This window comes from Nocardioides albus (genome assembly GCF_014648255.1).
In the GTDB taxonomy this organism is placed as follows: Bacteria; Actinomycetota; Actinomycetes; order Propionibacteriales; family Nocardioidaceae; genus Nocardioides; species Nocardioides albus.
In genome coordinates, this window is the sequence record NZ_BMQT01000003.1 from 220668 (window position 1) to 241543 (window position 20876).

Consider the following 20876-nt stretch of genomic DNA (forward strand, 5'->3'; position numbering starts at 1 on the left):
ATCGGGGCTGCTTTGGTGCGATGGTACGTGGTTTTCAGGCACTTTTGATGACGGAACCGACACTCTTTACCGGATTTCGCAACTGAATCCGAAGTTAGGACACGTTCTAGAATGTCCGCATGGATCTTGCATTCTTCCGGCGCACCGACAACGCCTTCGAGCCTACGCCGATGGCTCGCAGCATGTGGGCCGAGGACCACATGCACGGCGTGGCCGCCAGCGGGCTGATCGCCCGTGGCCTCGAGGACCAGATCGAGGAGCTCGGACGTGCCTCGGAACTGGTGCCCTCGCGCTACCACGTGGACCTGTTCCGACCGCCGCGGATGGCGCCGACGAAGATCCGCACGCGGGTCGTACGCAACGGCCCGCGCATCGCCCTGCTCGATGCCGAAATGGTTCAGTCGTCCGGCGACGGCTCGGAGCGGGTCGTGGCGCGCGCGACCTGCACCTACCTGCTCGCCGGCGAGAACCCGGCCGGGGAGGTCTGGTCGGCGACCGAGCGCGCCACTCCCCCGCCGCTCGAGGTGGCCCCGCCGACGTCCGAGCCGCACGTACCCTTCTTCGTCTCCGAGAACCCCTGGTCCGACGACTTCGGCAAGCACCAGAACGCCGGGCGCCACGTCACCTGGCAGGTCGCGGTGCCCACCGTCGCCGGCGAGCCGATGACCCCGTTCCAGACCGTCGCCTCCATCGCCGACGCCACCTCGATGGTCACCAACTGGGGCAGCAACGGTGTCGAGTGGATCAACACCGACATCTCTCTCGCCCTCGCCCGCCGCCCCGCCGGGATGGAGGTCGGCCTCGCCACCATCGACCATGTCGCCCACGAGGGCATCTCCGTCGGCACCGCCGAGGTCTTCGACCGCGAGGGCACCATCGGCACCGCCACCGTCACCGCCCTGGCCAACGCCAAGCGCACCGTCGACTTCACCGCTCCTGTCGAGGGTGGCCCCGCCACCCCCGTCTAGCCGAGACGTCACCCCCGTCGGCCGAGACGTCGCTCGCGTCGGCCGAGATGTCACCGTGGTGACGTCTCGGCCGACGTACCTGACGTCTCGGCCGACGTACCTGACGTCTCGGCGAGGGTGAGGTTCTGGTCGACGAGGGCGGCCATCAAGGCTCGCTGGCGGATCGGGGTGAGACCGAAGCCGGTGGGGGTGAGGTCGGGGGTGGCGAGGGACTCGTCGATGCCCTGCAGGCGGGCGGTGGCACGGTTGACGTCGGCGATGGCTTGGCGCAGGTCGGTGGTCGCGGGGTCGTGGGTGACGGGGTCGCCGACGAGGTTGAGTACGCCGGTGATGCCGACCCGGCGCTCGGTGCCGACGCGGTCCAGGGCTGTCAGGAGCGCTTCGCCGGCCGGCCGGAGCGGGCTGAGATCCGCGGGGAACGGGTAGGTGGCGCGCAGGCGCGAGGGGTTGTAGCGGTAGGCGGTGTTGAGCATCGTGCCCCCGGCGCGCATCGCCCAGACGCGATGGAGGTCGGAGGCCAGGAACGCGTACGCGGCCGGATCCTGCGTCGGGTAGACGACCAGGCCGTTGGAGAACACATGGTCGGCACCGACGAGCACCGGCCACAGGTGCTTGCTGTGCTTGCTGAACGCGATGACGTGCGATAGCGCCGCGGCGTCACGGTAGAGCTCGTCGACCGGGCTGAGGAAGCCCCACCAACGCTCCTTGAGCTGGGGATACTTCGCGAACTGGCGACGGCGCTCGGCACGTACCTTCGACCGTACGAGGCGGGCGAGCGCGCGGTCCTCGGCCAGCTCCTCGAGCCCCAGCTTGCCGACGTCCACGACGAAGCGGGAGGCGATCGAGCCGCACGGTCTCACCAGGTCCTCCCCGCTCAGATAGGGCCGCACCGTGTGCCCGAGCGGACCGCGGGCGAACGCCTCCGCCTCGGACGGCGTCAGCACCAGCGAGCGGCCGAGCACGATCGTGCCCTGATAGCCGTGCGGCAACGGGACGTCGAGATCCAGCGGTGCCGGCTCCGGGAGGGAGAGACCGTCCTCGAGCGTCCCGGTGATCGCGGGCACCGGACCTCCGTCGAGCCACGCGCGGTCGAGCGGTCGGGTGGTGAGCCAGATCTTCGCGAACCGCACCCCCGCCGTCGGCCACGGGGCCGAACGCTCCGCTCGGGCGACCTGCCAGCCACGGTCCAGGAGAGCCCCGAGGCCGAACCGCGCCGTGTCGCCCTCGCTGACCGAGTCGGTCGTGATCAGCCCGATCTCGCCGCGGCTGAGCGCAGCGGCGCGAAGCAGGAAGTAAATGACGTAGTCGGCCCGTCTGGTGGTGCCCCCGGCGAGCGTGTGGGCGAGGTAGTCCCGCAGCTCCTGGCCGATCGCGTCCCGCACCCGTTTCACCCCGAGGTAGGGCGGGTTGCCGACGACCGCGTCGAAGCCGCCGCGCGCCATCACCTCGGGGGCGACCAACGCCCAGTGGATCGGTCGGACGGCAGGAACGGGCAGGCGGCGGCCCCTGCGCAGCGCTGCGTACGCCTCCTCGAGCCGTCGTCCCGGCCGGCCGCCCAGCGGCAGCGCGACCGCGACCATGGCGTCGGCGTAGGCCCTCGGGTCGCGTACGCCGGCGGGCAGCTCCGCCGGGTCGAGGAGCCCGACCAGCGAGTTGCCGCACAGGATGCGGTCGTCGAGAAAGGTCAGCGGGAGCGCGGGGTCCTCGCAGAGTAACCAGAGGGACAGCTTGGCGATGTCGACCGCGACCGGGTCGATGTCGGCGCCGTAGAGACAGCCGGTCACGATCTCGGCCACCGGCACCTGGCACGAGGACGCCAGATAGCGGGCGGAGGCGAGGAGGAAGACACCACTCCCGGCGGCGATGTCGACCACGGTCGCCGTTGGGGAGGCGACCGGCGCGAGGGTGTGCGCGACGATCTCGTCGGCGAGCTCAGGCGGGGTGTAGTGGGCGCCGTTGTCACGTCGCGAGGAGTCTTCGAGCAGAGCCTCGTAGACGTAACCGATCTCCTCCAGAACGAGATCGTCCGCCGACATCCCGTCTGGGAAGAGATAGTCCGAGAGCAGATGATCCGACCAGGGATGGTCTGCGGTGCTCGATACGAGCAGCAGCCCCGCAGCGTCGAGCGCAGTATCGGAGAGCACCAGCCCCCGCGACACCGCGAACCGCCGCACGACCTGGCGCATCACCACGGCCACCGCCACACGGCCGCCGCCCAGCTCGGCCACCGCCGATCGCGCTCGATCGCGCAACGTCTGGGCCGTGATCACAGGATGAACCATAGAACGCTCAGAGGTTCGGCGAGACGAACCGATGGTGAAGAGTGACGCGGTCGGGCGTCTCGTTCACCACGACGTCACGGCCTGCCTACAGATTCCGGCGCATGTCCATCGACTCGGAGCGGCTCGGGCGCTCGAGCAGACCGCCCGCGACATCCTCGCGCACAGCGACATGACCCCGGTGGTCCTCTGTGCGACCGACTCGTGTCTCGAGCGCCGCCTGGAGCGGATCCCCGGCGTCGTGGCGCTCGGCTGGCGCACCGACGTACGCGCGCTGATGGCGACCAGCGCCTGCGTCGTCCAGAACGCCGGCGGCTTCACCTCGCTCGAGGCGCTCGCCTCGGGCACCCCGGTGATCACGTACCGCTCGATCTCCGGGCACGGCGCCGCCAATTCGGCCAACCTGGACCGTGCCGGGCTGATCCCGTAGACCCGGGACGAGCTGGAGCTAGCAAAGCATCTGACCGTCGCCGCGGAGTCGCCGCGGTTCAACCGGCTCGCGCTCGGTTACCCCGACCTCGTCCATCTCCTCACCGACAGCTTCGACGAGACCGCCGTGGCCTGATCGATCCTCCACGCGGGACACTTTGCGCCAAAGCCCACACGGACGCGCACCGACCTGGTTGGCTACGCGGGTGGCAGCGATCTTCGCGAGCGTGGTGGCAGTGCTCGGCACCCTCCTGGGCTCTCTGGCGACGTACGCGATCCAACGGAGCACCATTCGTCAGCAGCAGGCACTGGCCGGAGCAGAACGCCGACGTCAGGAACGGGTGGACGCGATATCGGCCTATGCCGAGGCTCTCACCACCTACCGGCGCGTCAAGATGGACCGGTGGCACTCCGTCGACGAGGGTCGCGATGACCAGGACGCCCTCCGGCGGCACGACTACGAGGTGCGCGCGGCAGCCGTGTCGGCACGACTGCGAGTCGAGCTGCTGGTCGATGACCTAGAGCTCCGCGAGCGATGTCTGCTGGCGCTCGAGGCCGTCGACGCGATGATGCCCCGGATCTCTTCAGAGGAGTTCGGGCAGGGACGGAACGAGTCGCGGGCCGCGCTCACCCAGGTCGTCGACACGGCCCGCACGTTCCTGGACCGAGCCCAGGGCTAGACGGTGTCTCCTACCCGGAAGAGCCGCGCAGCGTTCTCGTAGAGCACCCCGCGCGCCCACTCGTCCCCGAGCCCGAGCCCCAGGACGGCGTCGACCGCCTCCAGATAGGGATAGGGGATGTTCGGGAAGTCGCTCCCGAACAGCACCCGCTCCCCCAGTGCCTTCAGGCGCGGCAGCTCCTCGGCCGGGAACGGGGACATCGCCTCGGTGAAGGCGGTGAAGGCCATCGTCGTGTCCAGGTGGACCCCGTCGTACTTCTCCGCCAGATCGAGGAATCGGGAGTAGTCGGGAAGCCCCATGTGGGCGATGATCAGCACCAGGTCCGGATAGCGATCGAGCAGCGTCTCCATGCCGGCCGGGCCGGTGAAACGGCCCGGAGCGGGCCCGTGCCCGGAGTGGATCACCAGCGGCGTACGCGACTGCGAGAGCACTTCCCAGACCGGGTCCAGCAGCGGCGAGTTCGGGTCGTAGTCACCGACCTGGACGTGCGCCTTGAAGATCCGCGCCCCGGCCTCGACCGCCTCACGCACGCACTCGCCCGCCTCCGGCTCCGGAAAGAACGTCGCGGACTGCAGACAGTCCGGCTTGTCGGCCGCGAACTCCGCACCCCACTCGTTCAGCCATCTCGCCATCCCGGGCTTATGGGGATAGGAGAGCGCCGAGAAGTGACGTACGCCGAGGTCCCGCAGCACGCGGAGCCGTTCCACCTCGGTGCGCCGGTAGGCGATCGGCCATGCCCGGCCGGTCATCGGGCCCACCGCATCGAAGTAGGCCCAGACCTTCTCGAGCATCCGCTGGGGCAGGAAGTGGGTGTGTACGTCGAAGAGGCCGTCCAGGCCAAGCGCATCGAGCCGCGCGCGGATCTGCGCAGGCTCGTCGGGGGCGATGGTGACCGCAGGAGGATTCACAGCAGGCGAACCTACATGGCTGAAGCGGAGCCCGAAGCGATGTGCCCCGCAGCGGCAGAGTCCGAAGCCACAGGCACAGCGAACGTATCCGCGATCGCCTGTGCCCTGCCCGGAATCTCGTCGGCGGTCAGTCCCCAGGTGCCCTCGGCGAAGCGCCGGGCGAGCTTCGCGAGCGAGTCGGCACCTTCGTTGAGCGCCTCGCCGACATGACCGCGCACCCACTCGAACGAGAGCCGCTCGGACTCGCGGCACAGATCGTCGTGCATCCGGGTCAGGCCGGCGAGCTCGGCCCGATGCGCGGTCTCATAACCCTTCGGCATGGACACCTCCCCCCGGAGCCAGTCCTCGATCAGCGCCAGCGCGACCCGCGAGTCGCTCCGGATGGTCAGTGTTCGCCGAGGCAGCGCGCGCACCGCCTCGGCGATCGCCTGGAGCTCGGCCAGGACCGCCAGCGACTGCGGGTCGCGGATCCGGGCGTTGGGCACCTGCCGTCCGAAGCCGTGCTGTCCGTCGACGGCGAGCCAGCCCCACCCGATGAAGCCGCGGTGCGCCGAGCCGTCGGTCGCCACCACCAGCGGCCGCAACGGGCCGGCACGATGGACGGCCAGCGCCTCCACCGCCTCGGCGCGGATGCCCGCGTCCTCGTCGAGGAACGGCACCACGGCGACCCCTGGGTAGGCAGCTGCGATCTCATCGGTGAGCATCCAGAACCGCGAGTTGGACGGGAGGGCGACCACGACCTGAACGGGTGCGAACGACTCCAGCGAGTCGTACGCAGCGCCGATCGCCGCGATGATCGCGTCCTCGGTCCCGCGCGCGCCCAGCGATCCCGCCGCCCGCAGCCCCGGACCGGCCAGAACCCAGTCCCAGCTCTCGGCGTCGCTGCGCACCTTGACGACGATGAAGCAACGCACCGCAGACCTCCTGACCCGCCCGAACAAGTCGGTCTCGACGTTACCCGGCCGCCCGGGAGGACGGGACGGCGGCGTCAGGATCCGGACGCCGCCGAGCGGCGCGGTCAGACGAGCCCGAGCTCCCTGGCACGTACGCCCGCCTGGAACCGGGACGAGGCTCCGAGCGCCTCCATGAGCTCGGCGACCCGCCGCCGGTAGGTGCGTACGCCGAGCCCGAGCGTGCGCGCCGCGGCCTCGTCCTTCACACCCCGGCCGAGCAGGTCGAGCACCTGCGGCGCGATGTCGCGCAGCTCGGCGATCCGCGCGTCGTAGGCGTCCACCGTCGTCGCCGAGCGCCAGGCCGCGTCGAAGAGGGAGGTGACGCCCTGGACCACCTCGGGCTGGGTGACGATGCTGAAGCTGCGCTCGCCCAGGCGCGGGTCACCGGCGAGGATCGCGATCCGGCGGTCGATCAGGATCGTCTCGTTGATCTCGTCGGGAGTGATCCTGATCTGGGCGCCGCGGGTGTCGCGGATCTCGCGCAGGTGGGCAGCCGAGACCGGGTCGAGCAGCACGTTGGGCCGGTAGACCTTCCGCAGCCGCACCTCGGCACCGTCGCGCCCGCAGAGCGCGGCCCTGATGCCGGACTCGGTCCGCGCGGCCGACCAGGTGCGCAGGTCGATCGCGGCACAGGCGATGTCGGTGGCGGCCGCGAACTGGTGCGAGGTGCGTCGCACCAGCTCCTCCTCGCCACGTACGACGGCGACGGTCCCGCCCGTCCGGATCGTCCCCACCGTGTTGGTCACGACATCGATTCTCCCCCGCGTGCCAAGGCGCGAGCCGCGATCGGCAACAACCTGCCAAGGCCGTGAGTACGCGGCACCCGGCCGCAACGCTGGAGGGCATGACCACGAACCACATCACCGCCGGCACGGCCGGCACCTGGCAGCTCGGAGACAAGAGGGTCAACCGGGTCGGCTTCGGCGCGATGCGCCTGATCGGCAACCTCTCCACCCCGATCGCCCCCGACCGCGAGAACGCGATCGCCGTTCTCCGCCGCGCCGTCGAGCTCGGCGTGAACCACATCGACACCGCGGCGATCTACTTCACCGCGACGCGCTCGGCCAACGAGCTGATCGCGACCGCCCTCCAGCCGTACGCCGACGATCTGGTGATCGCGACCAAGGTCGGTCCGACCCCGCGCAGCCGCGACGGCGCCTGGGAGTCCGACTCCCGACCCGAGCAGCTGCGCCACCAGGTCGAGGAGAACATCCGCCAGCTCGGCCTCGACCACCTCGACGTGGTCAACCTGCGCTGGGGCGTCGGGATCGAGCGCGGCACCGGGTCGATCGCCGATCACTTCGGTGCCCTGCTCGACCTGCGCGAGGCGGGCCTGATCGAGCACGTCGGTCTCTCCAACATCGGCCCCGAGCAGCTCACCGAGGCGCTCGCGATCGGGCCGGTCGTCTGCGTACAGAACCAGTACGGACTCACCACCCGCCGCGAGGACGACGCCCTCCTGCGGCTGTGCGGCGAGCACGGGGTCGCGTTCGTTCCCTTCAACTCCATCGGCGCCGCCATCGCCGGCGCGGTCCCCTGGGCAACTCCCGACGAGACCGGTCGCGACGTGGTCGAGGCGATCGCCGAGGCGCACTCCGCGACCCCGTCCCAGGTACGCCTCGCCTGGACGCTCCACCAAGGCCCGCACGTGCTCGCCATCCCCGGCACCGCCAACCCCGCCCACCTCGAGGAGAACGTCGCCGCCGGCGCCCTCCGGCTCACCGACGAGGAGGTGATCCGCTTGAACGGCGTCGCCGCGCCGGTGGCGCGCTGACCTCTAGGCCGCGGTGCCCAACGCCTCCCGCACCGCGGCCTTTACGGTCAGGCCGGCCACCTCCAGCGGCTCGGTGGAACGCAGTGACCGAGCCAGGACGAAGGCGCCCTCGAGGCTGGTGATGAAGCCGATGATGAGGCCGCGGGCGGCCTCGGGCGGGACTCCCCGCTGCTCGAGATGCCGCCCGCCGACCTCGATCCAGTCGGTGAACACCTCGGCGGTCGCCTGCCGCAAGGTCTCGTTGGTGCTCGCGACCTCGAGCGCGACGGTGGCGATCGGGCAGGCGTCGGCGTAGTCGGTCTCCACCAGCACCGCGGCGGCGGCCGCGAACGCGGTCTCGACGTTGGTGATCAGGTCGTCAGGGCCGTCGAAGAAGGCCAGGACCAGGTCGCGGTAGTCCGCGCCCGCCCGCCGGATGGTCTCACCGGCCAGGTCGTCCTTGCCGCCGGGGAAGAAGTGGTAGATCGATCCGAACGGCGCCTTGGCCACCTCTGCGATCTGCTTGAGGCCGGTGCCGGACATGCCCTGCCGGCGGAAGAGCTCCGTGCTCGCCTCGAGGATCCGTATACGCGTGCTGGGGATGGACTACAACGGTTGGCACGCGGTCGCCGGGATCGCGCTGTTCGCGCCCGGCCTGTTCCTGTGCCGTCGCAACTCCTGGTCGGTGCTCGACCTCCTGGCCGCGGCCGTCGCCGGCACCGCCCCCGGGATCTGGGCGCTCATCTCACCGCAGGTCATGTGGGTCATGCACATGCCTGACCACGTCACCGACGCGCTGATCCACTTCGCCACCGCCGCCGTCATGGTCGTCATCGCGGTCGTGCAGATCCGGCGCGACGGCGGCTGGGGCAACTTGATGGCGGCCCTCAGAACCGGCTGATGATCTCCCACCCGGCGTCTGCGGTCTCCTCGGCGATCTGCCGCGCATCCCCGTCGCCGGCCAGCACGTCGTGCTCGGCCCTGCCGAGGAGCTGCCACAGCTCGCGCATCTGCCCCCACGACGGCATGACCAACCCGCTGCGGCACGCGTCCACGTAAGGGCGCAGGATCGTGTCACGACGAGCGATCGAGTCCATCGCCGCTTCTTGGACAGGCACCAGCGGCTGGATCTTGTTGAGCTCCTCACCCGCCTTCTGCTCGCTCAGAAAGGTGGTGAGGAGGTCGCGCGCGGCCGGCAGGTTGGGAGCATCGCGATAGATGTAGAGCCCGTACACCGACACCATCGGCTGTGCCCTCAGCTCACCGACCGGCGGCACGGCACCCACGGTGATCTGCATGCCCGCGGCGGTGATGGAGCCGAGTGCGCGCGAGGAGCAGACCAGGAACGGCGCCCTGCCGTCGAGAAACATCGGCAGCGCCTCCGCCCTCCCGAGGGACGCCTCGAGCGCACCACTCCCATGTGGTCCGCCGCCGAGATCCGCGAGCCGTACGAACGCTTCCACGAACCCGTCGCGCCACAAGCTCGGGTCGTCGAACTCGTCGTCGAGACTGGCGTCGGCCGGCTTCCGACGGAGCCCGAAGAACGACCCGCCGAGGCTGGTGAACAAGGGCCACATGTGGAAGGGGTCTCCAGCATTCCCGTCGGTGTCCGGCGATCCGACCTGCAGCGCCACCGCCCGGCCGTCGGGGACCTTCGCTAGCGCCAGCGCGTCCGTCCCGACCCGGACCACGTCCTCGAACCGGACAGGCATCGGCCCCTCTCCGACGAGAGCATCGTTCCGGATCAGGGCGACACTGTCGAAGGCGTACGGGATCGCGTGTAGGTCCTCGTCGATGCTGAGCGCGTCGATCGCGGCCGGCGACATCCGCCCCAGGCCCTCGCGCGACAGCGGCGGTAGCTGAATCGCCTCGTCGCGGACGACCCGACCGATCCAGTCGTGCGGTCCGGCGATCACGTCTGGCACCCGCCGACCCGACGGCGGACGGCCGGTCGTCGCCAGCTGTGCGAACGCTGACTCCAGCGATTCGGTTCGGTCGAATGCCTCGACGCTCACACCGACCGCATAGGCGCGCCGAAACTGGCTCCGCCTGCCGAAATACTGACTCAGTGTCGCCGCGCGCGTCTTCTCGGCCCAGATCACCAGTTCATCCACGCGCTTTAGCATCGCACCCTCGCGGGACCAATATCTCTTTCCGTCCCGAAATGTCAGGGACGTTTCATGATGAGTAGCGTCGTGGCGTGCCGTTTCCTTTCGCTGGTTGGCGAAAACAGGCAATTGATGCAGTTGTTTCGACGCCCAATGATGGGGATCGTTCGGTTGAATCAGGGTGATGTCGGTACGTGCGGTTCGCCCCCGAGTCCCGCAGGAAACCGTAAGAACCAACTTGTCGAAGGTCGTCTTCGACTCGTTGAGGATCACGACGCCCGGTTCCGGCTCTACTTGCCAGTCGACCTTGAGCTGGCGCGCACGAACGACTCGTCGGCGGGACCAGAGCCAGATGGCAAGCGGTGATAACGCAACGAACGGGGCGAGAACGGCCCCCACCAACTGAGCGCCTGATAAAACCCCGCCCATCACCGAGTTATCGGCCGCCACCGCTGAAAGCATGGCCGGAACGATATCCGTCATAGACAGTGCCTGTCGGCGGATTATCAGGCAATCTCGAGCCTCGTTCTCTCGACCTGCGACGTCTGCGCGGCAGAGCCGATCAGTCCTCCCGATACAGCCCGTCGATGATGTCGGCGTACTTCTTGCTCACCACCCGGCGCTTCAGCTTCAGGGTCGGGGTGAGCTCCTCGGACTCGGCGGTCCACTCCTGGCTGAGCAGCTCGAAGGCCTTGACCTGCTCGGGGCGGGAGAGGCGGGCGTTGGCGGCGTCGACCGCTTGGGCGACAGCGCCACGGATGACCGGGTGCTGGGCGAGCTCGGCGAGCGACCCGGCCTCGACCCCGAGCTTCTGAGCGACCACCGGAGCGATCTCGCCGTCGAGGGTGAGCACGGCCACGACGTACGAGCGGCCGTCGCCGATCACCATCGCGTGCCCGACCAGCGGGCTCTCCTTGAGGAGGTTCTCGATGTTGGAGGGCGCGATGTTCTTGCCCGCCGAGTTGATGATCATCTCCTTCTTGCGGTCGATCACGGTCAGGAACCCGTCCTCGTCGAGCGAGCCGATGTCGCCGGTGTGCAGCCAGCCCTCGGCGTCGATGAGCTCGGCGGTCGCCTCCGGTCGGCGTACGTAGCCAGGGGTCGTGATCGGGCCACGGAACAGGATCTCCCCGTCATCGGCGATGCGCACCTCGATCCCGGGCTGAGCGCGCCCGACGGTGCCGAGACGGAAGCCCTCCGGGCCGTTGCCGGTGGCCGCCCCGGTGGTCTCGGTCAGGCCATAGACGTCGTAGATCGTCAGTCCGAGCCCGGCGAAGAACTTCGCCACCTCGAGCGGCATCGGCGCGGCCGCGCTGGCCGCCCACTCGACCTTGTCGAGACCGAGCAGCGCGCGCATGGTCGAGAGCACCGCCGCATCAGCCTGCTCATAGGCCGCCTGCAGATCGGGAGAGGTGGTCTGCCCGAACTGCTGCGACTCGACATAGGCCAACCCGACCGCCATCGCCTTCTCGACGCCGGCCTTCTTGGCCTCGTCGGTCTCGGCAGCCAGCAGTGCGGTGATGCCGGTGCGGATCTTCTCCCACACCCGCGGCACCCCGAAGAAGCTGGTCGGGTGCACCTCCTGGAGCGTGCTGAGCAGCAGCGACGGGTCTTGGACGAGATAGACGTGGCCCCCGTTGAACTGCGGGATGTAGAGGCTGAGCACCCGCTCGGCGATGTGCGCGAACGGCAGGTAGGAGACCAGGACCCCGGGCTCCGTGACCCCGGAGACCGAGAGCGAGCTGGTCGTCTCGAAGACGATGTTGCGATGGGTGAGCACCACGCCCTTGGGCTGCCCGGTCGTCCCCGAGGTGTAGAGCATGGTGATCGTGTCGTCGAGGGTCACCGCCGCGCTGCGAGCGTCGAGCTCCTCGCCGACCTCAGCCAGCGCGGCCGCACCCGAGGAGACGAAGTCTTCCCACCCGACCGCCCGCGGGTCGCCCTCGACCGTCGAGTCGATCGTGACGATCCGGACGATCTCCTCACGCTTCAGGCCGAGCGCCCAGCGGGCGACGTGGTCGTCGGTCTCCAGCACCACGATCCGCGGGTCCGCGTGCTCGGCGACGTAGCCGACCTGGTCAGGCGCGAGGGTGTTGTAGATGCTGATCGGGACCCCACCGGCCAGCAGTGCGGCCATGTCGGCGAGAACGTGCTCGATGCGGTTGGCGGCCATGATCGCGACCGACTCCCCCGGCTTCAGACCAGCCGCGAGGTACGCAGCCGCGAGCTCGCAAGCCCGCTGGTGCAGCTCGGCCCAGGTCAGCGTGCGCCAACCGGTGCCGTCGGCGGCGTGCCGGTCGGAGAAGGCCGGCTCGGCGCCGCGGTCAGCGACCACCTTGGCGAGAATGTCGACCATGGTCTGGTCGCCGATCTGAGACTCGAGGGCGGCGCGGTCGGCGAGGACATCGGGCATCGGAGGCGCTCCTTTTCGGTTTGTGACTCGGGTCACAATATGATTGCCTCGACCGTAGGGATGTGCCGGTGCGGGCACAAGAGCCCGTCCGCATCATTTGGCTCGCCCGGCCGGCCGACCGCGCGCTCTCGAGCCGAGATCCGAGCTCTCAGGATTTTCATTCAGTGGAAAGAGACTGTGGCGGCGGCCACCCGAACGGAGGTTGACTCGCCTCATGGCAGAGGAACGTACGCAGGTTGTGATCGTCGGCGCCGGCCCCGCGGGGATGCTGCTGAGCCATCTCCTCGCGGCCGACGGGGTCGACTCGGTGGTGGTGGAGACCCGGTCCGAGGAGTACGTCGCAGCACGGATCCGAGCCGGCATCCTGGAGCAGTCGAGCGTCGACCTGCTCACCGAGGTCGGCCTAGGCGATCGACTGAACCGCGACGCCGACAAGCACCGCGGGATCTACCTGCAGTGGCCCGAGGAGCGCCATCACCTCGACTTCGTCGACCTGGTCGGCCGTGCGGTCTACGTCTACGGGCAGACCGAGGTCCAGAAGGACCTGATCGACGCCCGGCGCGCCGCGGGACAGATCGTCCACTACGAGGTCAACGACACCGCCCTGCACGACATCGAGTCAGACCGGCCCTCAGTCAGCTTCACCGACTCCGAGGGCCGGGCCCGCACGATCGTCGCGGACGCGATCGTCGGCTGCGACGGCTCCTTCGGCCCCAGCCGGGCCGCGATCCCGGCCAGGGAGAGCTGGGACCGCACCTACCCCTACAGCTGGTTCGGCATCCTCGCGGACGTGGCGCCCTCGACCGACGAACTGATCTACGCCTGGCACCCCGACGGCTTCGCCCTCCACTCGATGCGCTCGGAGAGCGTCTCCCGGTTCTACCTCCAGGTGCCCAACGGCACCGACCCGGCGACCTGGTCCGACGACCAGATCTGGGACGCGCTCGCCGCCCGGCTCGGCCACGGACAGAACGGCTGGACCCTCCAACCGGGCCAGATCACCGACCGCAGCGTCCTCCCCATGCGCTCCCACGTCTCCACCCCGATGCGCCACGGCCGGCTCTTCCTGGCCGGCGACGCCGCCCACATCGTCCCGCCCACCGGAGCCAAGGGCCTCAACCTCGCGATCGCCGACGTCGCGCTGCTCGCGCCCGCGCTCACCGCGCTGCTCAAGGGTGACCAGCGCCTGGCCGACGGCTACTCCGAGACCGCGCTGCGCCGGGTCTGGCGCTGCACCCACTTCTCCTGGTGGATGACCACCATGCTGCACACCGCCGAGGACCCGTTCGACACCCAGCTCCAGCTCTCCCAGCTGCGCTGGGTGACCTCCAGCGAGCACGCCGCCGCCGGGCTCGCGGAGAACTACGCCGGCCTGCCGATCGGGTTCTGATACCGCCCGGCCGCGTCAGGCCTTCACCTCGTAGACCAGGTTGAACGGCGTCTCGGCCACAGTGCGGAAGGAGCTGAAGCCGCCCTCCGTGGTCACCTGTCGGATCCGCGCGGGTCCCGCCTGGGTGCCCAGCGCCGCGGCGCCCTCCTGGGAGAACGATCCCGGCGTGCACAGCAGCGTCGAGAAGCCGTAGTAGGCCCGCCCGACCGGGTTGAAGTTGTCCTCGACGCGGTCGCCGGCCCTCGGCTCGACGACCATCCAGGTGCCACCGTCGGCGAGCGTGGCGCGCACCTGGCGGGCGGCGCCGACCGGGTCGCCCATGTCGTGCAGGCAGTCGAACATCGTGACCAGGTCGTAGCCCTCGCCGCCGAACGACTGGGCCGTGGCCGTCTCGAAGCGCACGCGGTCGGAGACCCCGGCATCGGCCGCGCGCTGGCGGGCCATCTCGATGGACGGGCCGTGCGCGTCGTACCCGACGAAGGTCGAGCGCGGGTAGGCCTGAGCCATCAGGATCGTCGAGGCCCCGTGGCCGCAGCCGACGTCGGCGACGGTCGCGCCCGCCTCCAGCTTCGGCACCACACCTTCCAGCGCGGGGAGCCAGTCCGGGATGAGGTTGGCGTTGTAGCCAGGGCGGAAGAACCGCTCGCAGCCGTTGTGCACGTCGGAGTCGTGGTCTCCCCAGCCGACGCCCGTGCCCATGCGGGCCGCCTCGATGATGTGCGTGGTGTCGTGCACGGTCCCGAGCGCGATCTGGAAGAAGCCGGGCAGGAACGCCGGGCTGTCCTCCACCGTCAGCGCGACGGCCTGCTCGGCGGGCAGCGTGAAGCGGTCGGTCTCGGCGTCGTAGGTCAGGTAGTCGCCGGCGGCCTGCGCCCGCAGCCACTCCCGGGCATAGGGCTCGACGGTGCCGGTACGCCGCGCCATCTCCTCGGCCGTGGACGGCCCGTTGGCCGCGAGGTCGCGGTAGTAGCCGAGCTTGTCGCCCATGACGACCAGAGCGGCGTTGAGCGTCGCACCCACTTCGTCGACAGCTCTGAAGACGAACGCCATCAGCTTGTCGGTGTCGATGTCGGTGACAGTCATTGGTTTCCCCCTCTCGTGTGCCCGAGAAGGTCCAGCCGGTCGGCCGGATCACCGTCGACGCTAGCCTCGGCGCCACCCGCGGGATAGTTCACGATCTGAAGCGTCGCTAGCGCGCTCTGACGAGCTCCTCGCTGACCTGCCACAGACGCGCGGCGAGATCCTGGTTATAGCTCTTCGGGGCGGACCGCCGCACCCTGCTGTTGGCGAAGTAACCGCCCGTGACACCCACCAGCTCCGGGGCTGATGCCGCATAGATCGAGGTCTCCGCACCCTCGGCGGGGCGCTTCATGAACGGCCGCAGAAACGGAACGAGAAGCCGTTGCGTACGACCCGGGTCCTCGGCCCCGAAGGCGGTGCTCACGACGCCGGGATGCACGGCGTTGGCGGTCACCCTCGGCTGGCGCCGCGCGAGCTCGTAGGTGAACAGGATGTTGGCGAGCTTGGACTGGCTGTAGGCACGAGCCCCGGAGTAGGAGCGCTCGCCCTGGAGGTCGTCGAAGTCGATCCATCCCTGTCCGTGCGCCTGGGACGCGACGGTCACCACCCGGGCGTACGCACTCCGCTTCAGCCGAGCCAGCAGCAGGTCCGTCAGCAGGAACGGGGCGAGATGGTTGACGGCGAGAGTGCGCTCGATCCCGTCGACGGTGAGCTGACGGGTGTCCCAGTAGCCGCCGACGTTGTTGACCAGCACGTCGATCGTCGGCAGGCGGTCGAGCGCCTCCGTGGCGAGCCGGCGTACCTCGGCCTGGCTGGACAGGTCTGCCAAGAACACGAAGACCGTCGCACCGGTGGCCTCGCCGATCTCCCGCGCGGCCTCGTCGGCGCGAACCGCGTCCCGGCCGGTGATCGCGACGTTCGCGCCCAGCCGGCCGAGTCCCATGGCGGTCGCCCGCCCGATGCCACCGGTGCCACCGGTGATGAGAGCCGACCTACCGTGCATGACCCCTCACCGAGCCGGCCTGTCGTACGCAGCCGGGTCGAATCCCTTGATGATCAGCCAGAACGCGAGCGTGATCTCGAAGATGGCCCCCGGGATGAGGAGCACGAGGCTGATCGGGGCACCGAAGAGCTCGGCGCCGGAGCCCACCATGTGCAGTGCGTAGCCGAGCAGACCGAGCGTCGCCAGCCACCTGGGGACCAGACCGGTGCGGAAGAGGAGCGCACAGAGGAACAGGGCACCGAACGCGAGCGAGAGCTGCCCGATCTGGTACGCCGTCTCGTTCGCGTCGACCGCGAGCGAGCCGAGCGCCTGGGCGGTGTCGGCACCAATCTCATCTGCGCGGTCGGCAAGCGGGATGACCATGAGCAGCGCGAGCACACCAACCGTCATCATCGCCATCTCGAAGACCATGGTGGCCAGGTAGGCCACGGCCGTACGTTTGCCGTTCCGTTCCAGGATGGGGAAGAAGATGACGGCCTTGCCGATGTCGATCGCTGTGGTCGCGATCATCAGGAAGGCGCCGAGGGCGAGGGTGGTCTCCTTGGCACCGACCCCGGCGAGGAAGTCGTCGCCGCCGAGGACCGAGGTGACGAGGATCGAGCCGGTTCCGTAGACGACGAACCCGGCCAGGAACAGGGCCCCGATCAGGCGCGAAGCCCACATCCGGGTGCCCGTGTCGAGACGCCGGGCACGCATGCCGGCGGGTGGTGAGGTTGCCATGGCGTTCATGGGACGTGCCTCGAATCCGTGATTGTCGGGTCCGAGACGGGACGTTCAGATCGTGGTGATGGCGACCTTGCCGCGAACCTGACCGGAGTCGAGGAGACTCATCGCCTCCGGGACGCGGTCGAGCGGGAAGGTGTGGCCGAGGCTCGGCACGACGGAGCCGGCCTCGAGGAAGCCGGCCAGTCGTTCCAGGTCGCTGGCGCGCTCCTTGGCGACGTACATGGCGAACCTCTGTCGGATGAAAGGCGTGAGCAGGAGCGCCCGCAGCGACCGGCCCATACCGCCGGTGAGGTTGCCGCCGTGCTCGCCACCGACCAGCACCACGGTGCCGGTCGGGGCCAGCGCGCGCCGCAGCCGGGACAGGCCGGGGTTGCCGGCGATGTCGAGGATCAGGTCGTAGCGGCTGTTGCCGTCGGCGAAGTCCGCGTGGGTGTAGTCGATGACGTGGTCGGCGCCGAGCGAGCGGACCAGATCCAGCTTCTCCGCCCTGGCGACGCCGGTGACCTCGGCACCGAGGGCCTTGGCGATCTGGACGGCATAGCTGCCGACGCCGCCGGACGCCCCGATGACCAGCACCGACTGACCGGCTTCGAGGTGGCCCTGGTCGGTCAGCGCCTGCAGCGCGGTGCCGGCCGAGATCGGCACCACCGCGGCCTGCTCGAAGCTGAGTCGCGTGGGCTTGTGGGCGACCTTGGCCTCGAGGGCGGCCGCATGCTCGGCGAAGGTGCCGCGGCCGATGCCGTAGACCTCGTCGCCGATCGCGAACTTCGTGACCTCGGACCCGATTGCCTCGACGGTGCCGGCGAGATCGCGACCCGGCACCCGGTCCTTGGGCCCCTTGAATCCCATCCCGGCGATCCGCATCAGGTACGGCTTGCCCGTCATCAGGTGCCAGGTTCCGCGGTCGAGCCCGGCGGCGTGGACGCGTACGAGAACCTCGTTCTCCGCGATCTCGGGGACGTCGACATGGTCGAGGTGAAGGTCCCCCGCGTCGCCGTACCTGGTCTGGACGACCGCCCGCATCCTCGTGGGAGCGGCGGTGTGCTCAGTGACCATGGTCAGCTGCTTTCAGAGAGGTGTGCCTCACGCTATGGCCGCACCGGGCAGTGCCAGGTCGCGGCGATGGTTGCTCACCGGGATTGGGTACAGCTCACCGCCCGATGTGGGCGGGGTCTCTTGCTCGATCAACCCCACTCATGTTTAGGTAAGCCTTACCTAAACATGGAGGTGTCATGGACTCGACCGCCAGCACTGCCCGCAGCATCCTGTCCTGCCCTCGCGGGGGCAACGTGGTGATCGACGGCATCCCTTACACGATGGCCGAGCTCGAGATGCAGGGCTTCGCCGACGACGGCGGTCGGCCGACGTTCCTGTGCCCGCCCGAACAGCGCCTTGCGTACGCCGGCCGCCGCGGCAGTCATGTCGTGCTGGTCATGCAGGGCGCTCTCGGCGGCAGCGAGGCGGTCCGGCTCACCGGCACGCTCAGGTGGCTGCGCACCGATGCCTGCACCTGCTGCGAGACCGAGTGGGAGGAGGTCGTCATGGACGTCGCCAACGTCATGCTGGTCCGCCCCGACGGCGAGGCGGTCCCGATCCCGCTCGACGCCTTCACCGACCGCGGGCTCGACCTCAACGACGGCGTGCTCCACCGCAACCAGGACCACCTCAACAACCACCACCCCGACGAGCTTCGCGACGCGGTCGCGACCCGCACCTACCTCCCGGTCGACAGCATCCTGGCCACCCAGATCACCAGCCTCAGTGCCGACGGCTTCGAGTTCCAGTGGGTCGACGAGCACGGAGCACACAGCGCGCACACCACGTTCGACCGCCCCGCCCGGACGCCGGAGGACCTGGTCGCCGGGGTGCGCAAAGCGCTGGCCGCCGAGATCTGCTGAGCAAGACACGCGCACACAAGCCATTTCCCGGGACACAAATCCCATGTACCTTGATGATGTATCAACATCGCGCAAGGAGGCTCGGATGGTTGTGCAGACACTTCGCTCGATCGGTGGCTACGTGGGTGCCGTGGCCGGCACTCCGGCCCGCGTGATCGCTCCCCGACCGCCCGTGCGCCGGGAGTACGACGAGACGCTGCGTACGTTGTCGGAGGCCTCGGTCGAGAAGTACTTCAACGCATTCAAGGACGTCGACTGGGACGCCCCGGAGATGGCCGTCGCCGAGGACGACGAGCGCTGGATCCTGCCGCCGCTCGACCTGCTCGGCGCCCACCCCTGGTACCAGTCGCTGCCCAAGGCACGACAGATCGAGGTCGGCCGACACCGCCTCACCGCGATGGTCAAGACCGGCTCCCAGTTCGAGCAGCTGCTGCTCCTGGGCGGCACCCAGTTCCTGATGGGCGTCGAGAACGGCGACCCGGAGTTCCGCTACTTCATGCACGAGCTCACCGAAGAGACCCACCACATCCAGATGTTCCAGGAGTTCACCAACCGGGTGTGCCCCGACGTCGCCGGTGCGCCCGGGTGGCTGATGCGGACCATCCCGCTCGTCGGGCACCTCGGCGGGCTCTACCCGGCGCTCTTCTTCGCCATCATCCTCGCCGGCGAGGAGCCGATCGACCACGTGCAGAAAGAGGTCATGCGCTCCGGCGGCACCCACCCGCTCCTGGACCGGATCATGGCCATCCACATCGCCGAGGAGGCCCGTCACATCGGCTTCGCGCACGCCTGGCTCGAGGAGCACGCGCCCGACCTCAACCGGGTATCGCGCCTCGCCCTCGGGGTCCTCACGCCTCTCGCCATGCGGCTCGGCGCCGACGCCATCATCATCCCGTCGCGCGCCGACCGTGAGCTCATGGGCATGCCGGACTCGGTGGTCCGCGAGGTCTGGGGCGAGGGCGCCGAGGCCGCCGCCTTCCGCCGTCATCTCTTCGCCGACGTGCGGATGCTCTTCGACAACCTCGGCCTGCGTACGCCGCTGACCGGCTGGGCCTGGCGGGCACTCGGCGTCGATGGCCGGCCGGCGCGTTTCCGCGCCGCGCCGCCCACCGCCGCCGCGTAGGTCCGACCGGCCTCAGACCGGGACGGGCAGGGAACGACTGATGATCTCCTTCATGATCTCGGTCGTGCCGGCGTAGATCTGCTGGACGCGCAGGTCGGTGAAGGCGCGGGCGATGGGGTACTCCTCCATGTAGCCGTAGCCGCCGTGCATCTGCACGCACTTGTCGACGACCTTCATGGCGCGCTCGGAGCACCAGTACTTCGCCATCGCGACCGTCGGGATGTCGAGCTCACCCTTGACGTGCAGCTCGATGCACTCGTCGATGAACGAACGGGCCACGCGGGCCTCGGTGGCGACCTCGGCCATCGTGAACTTGGTGTTCTGGAAGCCGAAGACCGGGCGCCCGAAGGCCGTTCGGGAGTGGACGTAGGCGATCGTCTCCGCGTAGGCGAACTCCATCGCCGCCACGCAGCCAAGGGCGACGATGAGGCGCTCCTGCGGCAGCTGCAGCATCAGCTGGACGAACCCCTCCCCCTCCTGAGCGCCGAGCAGGTTGGTCGCGGGGATGCGTACGTCGTCGAAGAAGAGCTCACAGGTGTCCTGGCCCTTCATCCCGATCTTGTTCAGCACCCGGCCACGCCGGAAGCCCGGGGTGTCGGTGGGGACGATGACCAGGGAGATCCCGGCGCCCTTCTCCTCCGGGTTGGTCTTCACCGCGACCAGCACCATGTCGGCCTGGTTGCCGTTGGTGATGAACGTCTTGGCGCCGTTGACCACGTAGTCGTCGCCGTCGCGGATCGCCTTCGACTTGATCGCCTGCAGGTCCGATCCGGTGCCGGGCTCGGTCATCGCGACGGCGGCGACCACCTCCCCGCTGGCCATCTTGGGCAGCCACTCCTGCTTCTGCTCCTCGGTGCCGTACGCCACCAGGTAGTGCGCCACGATCCCGCTGTGCAGCGGGGCGCCCCACGAGGAGTCGCCGATGCGGGCCTGCTCCTCGATCAGCACGGCCTCGTGGGCGAAGGTGCCGCCACCACCGCCGTACTCCTCGGGCACGGAGAGGCAGAGCAGGCCGACCTCGCCGGCCTTGCGCCACAGGTCGCGGTCGACCTGCTTGTTGGCGATGAACGACTCGATGTTGGGCTTGATCTCCTTCTCGCAGAAGGTGCGGGCGAGGTCGCGCAGGTCCTCGAGGTCCTGGTCCATCCAGGGAGAGCGGCGGGTCACGGGCATTCCTTCCGGTCGCGCACCCCGCGATATGCGGGACACGATGTACTGGATACAG

The 20876-nt window shown here is 69.3% G+C and carries 20 protein-coding genes; 8 read left to right on the top strand and 12 right to left on the bottom strand.

Annotated elements, in window-relative coordinates:
- Positions 1 to 119 precede the first annotated feature (119 nt).
- Complete coding sequence (locus tag IEY84_RS07295) at positions 120 to 968, top strand: acyl-CoA thioesterase domain-containing protein (RefSeq protein WP_183543810.1); 849 nt, start codon at positions 120 to 122, stop codon at positions 966 to 968.
- 50 nt (positions 969 to 1018) lie between these two features.
- Here IEY84_RS07295 and IEY84_RS07300 read toward each other — a convergent pair whose 3' ends face one another.
- Positions 1019 to 3238 (bottom strand): Eco57I restriction-modification methylase domain-containing protein, encoded by a 2220-nt coding sequence (locus IEY84_RS07300; protein ID WP_183543812.1) that lies wholly within the window; start codon positions 3236 to 3238, stop codon positions 1019 to 1021.
- Positions 3239 to 3281: 43 nt separating this feature from the next.
- On the opposite strand from IEY84_RS07300, the gene IEY84_RS07305 reads away from it, so the two are divergent.
- Positions 3282 to 3677 (top strand): glycosyltransferase family protein, encoded by a 396-nt coding sequence (locus tag IEY84_RS07305; RefSeq protein WP_183543814.1) that lies wholly within the window; start codon positions 3282 to 3284, stop codon positions 3675 to 3677.
- A 205-nt stretch (positions 3678 to 3882) separates the two neighbouring features.
- A complete protein-coding gene (gene kilB / locus IEY84_RS07310; protein ID WP_183543816.1) occupies positions 3883 to 4356 on the top strand; it encodes a plasmid transfer protein KilB in 474 nt (157 codons plus the stop codon).
- Here kilB and IEY84_RS07315 read toward each other — a convergent pair.
- The 3 genes from IEY84_RS07315 to IEY84_RS07325 form a co-directional block, all read right to left on the bottom strand.
- Positions 4353 to 5264 carry an amidohydrolase family protein gene (locus tag IEY84_RS07315; protein ID WP_229788426.1) on the bottom strand — a complete coding sequence of 304 codons (912 nt, stop codon included), beginning with the start codon at positions 5262 to 5264 and terminating at the stop codon, positions 4353 to 4355. The two genes, kilB and IEY84_RS07315, sit on opposite strands and share 4 nt — an antisense overlap.
- An 11-nt stretch (positions 5265 to 5275) precedes the next feature.
- On the bottom strand, positions 5276 to 6178 hold the full coding sequence (locus IEY84_RS07320; RefSeq protein ID WP_183543818.1) for a ribonuclease HI: 903 nt from the start codon (positions 6176 to 6178) through the stop codon (positions 5276 to 5278).
- A gap of 104 nt (positions 6179 to 6282) precedes the next feature.
- Positions 6283 to 6963 carry a helix-turn-helix domain-containing protein gene (locus tag IEY84_RS07325; RefSeq protein ID WP_183543820.1) on the bottom strand — a complete coding sequence of 227 codons (681 nt, stop codon included), beginning with the start codon at positions 6961 to 6963 and terminating at the stop codon, positions 6283 to 6285.
- Between the two features lie 98 nt (positions 6964 to 7061).
- Here IEY84_RS07325 and IEY84_RS07330 point away from each other — a divergent pair, with 98 nt between their 5' ends.
- A complete protein-coding gene (locus IEY84_RS07330; RefSeq protein ID WP_183543822.1) occupies positions 7062 to 7991 on the top strand; it encodes an oxidoreductase in 930 nt (309 codons plus the stop codon).
- Between the two features lie 3 nt (positions 7992 to 7994).
- Here the strand turns inward: IEY84_RS07330 and IEY84_RS07335 are convergent, their stop codons facing one another.
- On the bottom strand, positions 7995 to 8573 hold the full coding sequence (locus tag IEY84_RS07335; RefSeq protein ID WP_183544492.1) for a TetR/AcrR family transcriptional regulator: 579 nt from the start codon (positions 8571 to 8573) through the stop codon (positions 7995 to 7997).
- Between IEY84_RS07335 and IEY84_RS07340 the strand changes: the two genes are divergently transcribed.
- Positions 8572 to 8871 (top strand): DUF4383 domain-containing protein, encoded by a 300-nt coding sequence (locus IEY84_RS07340; RefSeq protein WP_229788475.1) that lies wholly within the window; start codon positions 8572 to 8574, stop codon positions 8869 to 8871. The two genes, IEY84_RS07335 and IEY84_RS07340, sit on opposite strands and share 2 nt — an antisense overlap.
- Here the strand turns inward: IEY84_RS07340 and IEY84_RS07345 are convergent.
- Positions 8858 to 10561 (bottom strand): sugar ABC transporter substrate-binding protein, encoded by a 1704-nt coding sequence (locus tag IEY84_RS07345; protein WP_183543826.1) that lies wholly within the window; start codon positions 10559 to 10561, stop codon positions 8858 to 8860. The two genes, IEY84_RS07340 and IEY84_RS07345, sit on opposite strands and share 14 nt — an antisense overlap.
- Positions 10562 to 10640: 79 nt before the next feature.
- The gene (locus IEY84_RS07350; RefSeq protein ID WP_183543828.1) at positions 10641 to 12491 is read right to left on the bottom strand and encodes an AMP-dependent synthetase/ligase; all 1851 of its coding nucleotides are present in this window, start codon (positions 12489 to 12491) and stop codon (positions 10641 to 10643) included.
- 214 nt (positions 12492 to 12705) lie between these two features.
- Here IEY84_RS07350 and IEY84_RS07355 point away from each other — a divergent pair, with 214 nt between their 5' ends.
- Positions 12706 to 13881, top strand: coding sequence for a 4-hydroxybenzoate 3-monooxygenase (locus IEY84_RS07355; protein WP_183543830.1), 1176 nt, complete (start codon positions 12706 to 12708; stop codon positions 13879 to 13881).
- Between the two features lie 15 nt (positions 13882 to 13896).
- On the opposite strand, the gene IEY84_RS07360 is transcribed toward IEY84_RS07355, so the two are convergent.
- The 4 genes from IEY84_RS07360 to IEY84_RS07375 form a co-directional block, all read right to left on the bottom strand.
- Complete coding sequence (locus tag IEY84_RS07360; protein WP_183543832.1) at positions 13897 to 14964, bottom strand: class I SAM-dependent methyltransferase; 1068 nt, start codon at positions 14962 to 14964, stop codon at positions 13897 to 13899.
- A gap of 106 nt (positions 14965 to 15070) precedes the next feature.
- On the bottom strand, positions 15071 to 15904 hold the full coding sequence (locus IEY84_RS07365; RefSeq protein WP_183543834.1) for an SDR family NAD(P)-dependent oxidoreductase: 834 nt from the start codon (positions 15902 to 15904) through the stop codon (positions 15071 to 15073).
- 6 nt (positions 15905 to 15910) lie between these two features.
- Positions 15911 to 16624: a DUF4386 domain-containing protein gene (locus IEY84_RS07370; RefSeq protein WP_183543836.1), complete on the bottom strand. Its 714-nt coding sequence runs from the start codon at positions 16622 to 16624 to the stop codon at positions 15911 to 15913.
- A gap of 54 nt (positions 16625 to 16678) precedes the next feature.
- Positions 16679 to 17686 carry an NAD(P)-dependent alcohol dehydrogenase gene (locus IEY84_RS07375; protein ID WP_229788429.1) on the bottom strand — a complete coding sequence of 336 codons (1008 nt, stop codon included), beginning with the start codon at positions 17684 to 17686 and terminating at the stop codon, positions 16679 to 16681.
- Between the two features lie 176 nt (positions 17687 to 17862).
- On the opposite strand from IEY84_RS07375, the gene IEY84_RS07380 reads away from it, so the two are divergent.
- Entirely contained in the window at positions 17863 to 18528 is a 666-nt protein-coding gene (locus tag IEY84_RS07380) for a DUF2470 domain-containing protein (RefSeq protein WP_183543838.1), read from the top strand.
- Positions 18529 to 18613: 85 nt separating this feature from the next.
- The gene (locus IEY84_RS07385; protein WP_183543840.1) at positions 18614 to 19651 is read left to right on the top strand and encodes an AurF N-oxygenase family protein; all 1038 of its coding nucleotides are present in this window, start codon (positions 18614 to 18616) and stop codon (positions 19649 to 19651) included.
- A 12-nt stretch (positions 19652 to 19663) separates the two neighbouring features.
- Here IEY84_RS07385 and IEY84_RS07390 read toward each other — a convergent pair whose 3' ends face one another.
- Entirely contained in the window at positions 19664 to 20818 is a 1155-nt protein-coding gene (locus tag IEY84_RS07390; protein WP_373292284.1) for an acyl-CoA dehydrogenase family protein, read from the bottom strand.
- Between the last annotated feature and the right edge of the window lie 58 nt (positions 20819 to 20876).

Bases quoted from the DNA above. Each gene is read 5' to 3' on its own strand.
- IEY84_RS07305 (WP_183543814.1), top strand. From the start codon at position 3,282: ATGGTGAAGAGTGACGCGGTCGGGCGTCTCGTTCACCACGACGTCACG.
- IEY84_RS07365 (WP_183543834.1), bottom strand. From the start codon at position 15,904: ATGCACGGTAGGTCGGCTCTCATCACCGGTGGCACCGGTGGCATCGGG.
- IEY84_RS07295 (WP_183543810.1), top strand. From the start codon at position 120: ATGGATCTTGCATTCTTCCGGCGCACCGACAACGCCTTCGAGCCTACG.
- IEY84_RS07330 (WP_183543822.1), top strand. From the start codon at position 7,062: ATGACCACGAACCACATCACCGCCGGCACGGCCGGCACCTGGCAGCTC.
- IEY84_RS07380 (WP_183543838.1), top strand. From the start codon at position 17,863: ATGGACTCGACCGCCAGCACTGCCCGCAGCATCCTGTCCTGCCCTCGC.
- IEY84_RS07350 (WP_183543828.1), bottom strand. From the start codon at position 12,491: ATGCCCGATGTCCTCGCCGACCGCGCCGCCCTCGAGTCTCAGATCGGC.
- IEY84_RS07355 (WP_183543830.1), top strand. From the start codon at position 12,706: ATGGCAGAGGAACGTACGCAGGTTGTGATCGTCGGCGCCGGCCCCGCG.
- IEY84_RS07360 (WP_183543832.1), bottom strand. From the start codon at position 14,964: ATGACTGTCACCGACATCGACACCGACAAGCTGATGGCGTTCGTCTTC.
- IEY84_RS07375 (WP_229788429.1), bottom strand. From the start codon at position 17,686: ATGGTCACTGAGCACACCGCCGCTCCCACGAGGATGCGGGCGGTCGTC.
- IEY84_RS07370 (WP_183543836.1), bottom strand. From the start codon at position 16,624: ATGGCAACCTCACCACCCGCCGGCATGCGTGCCCGGCGTCTCGACACG.
- IEY84_RS07345 (WP_183543826.1), bottom strand. From the start codon at position 10,561: ATGACGGATATCGTTCCGGCCATGCTTTCAGCGGTGGCGGCCGATAAC.
- IEY84_RS07385 (WP_183543840.1), top strand. From the start codon at position 18,614: ATGGTTGTGCAGACACTTCGCTCGATCGGTGGCTACGTGGGTGCCGTG.
- IEY84_RS07340 (WP_229788475.1), top strand. From the start codon at position 8,572: ATGGACTACAACGGTTGGCACGCGGTCGCCGGGATCGCGCTGTTCGCG.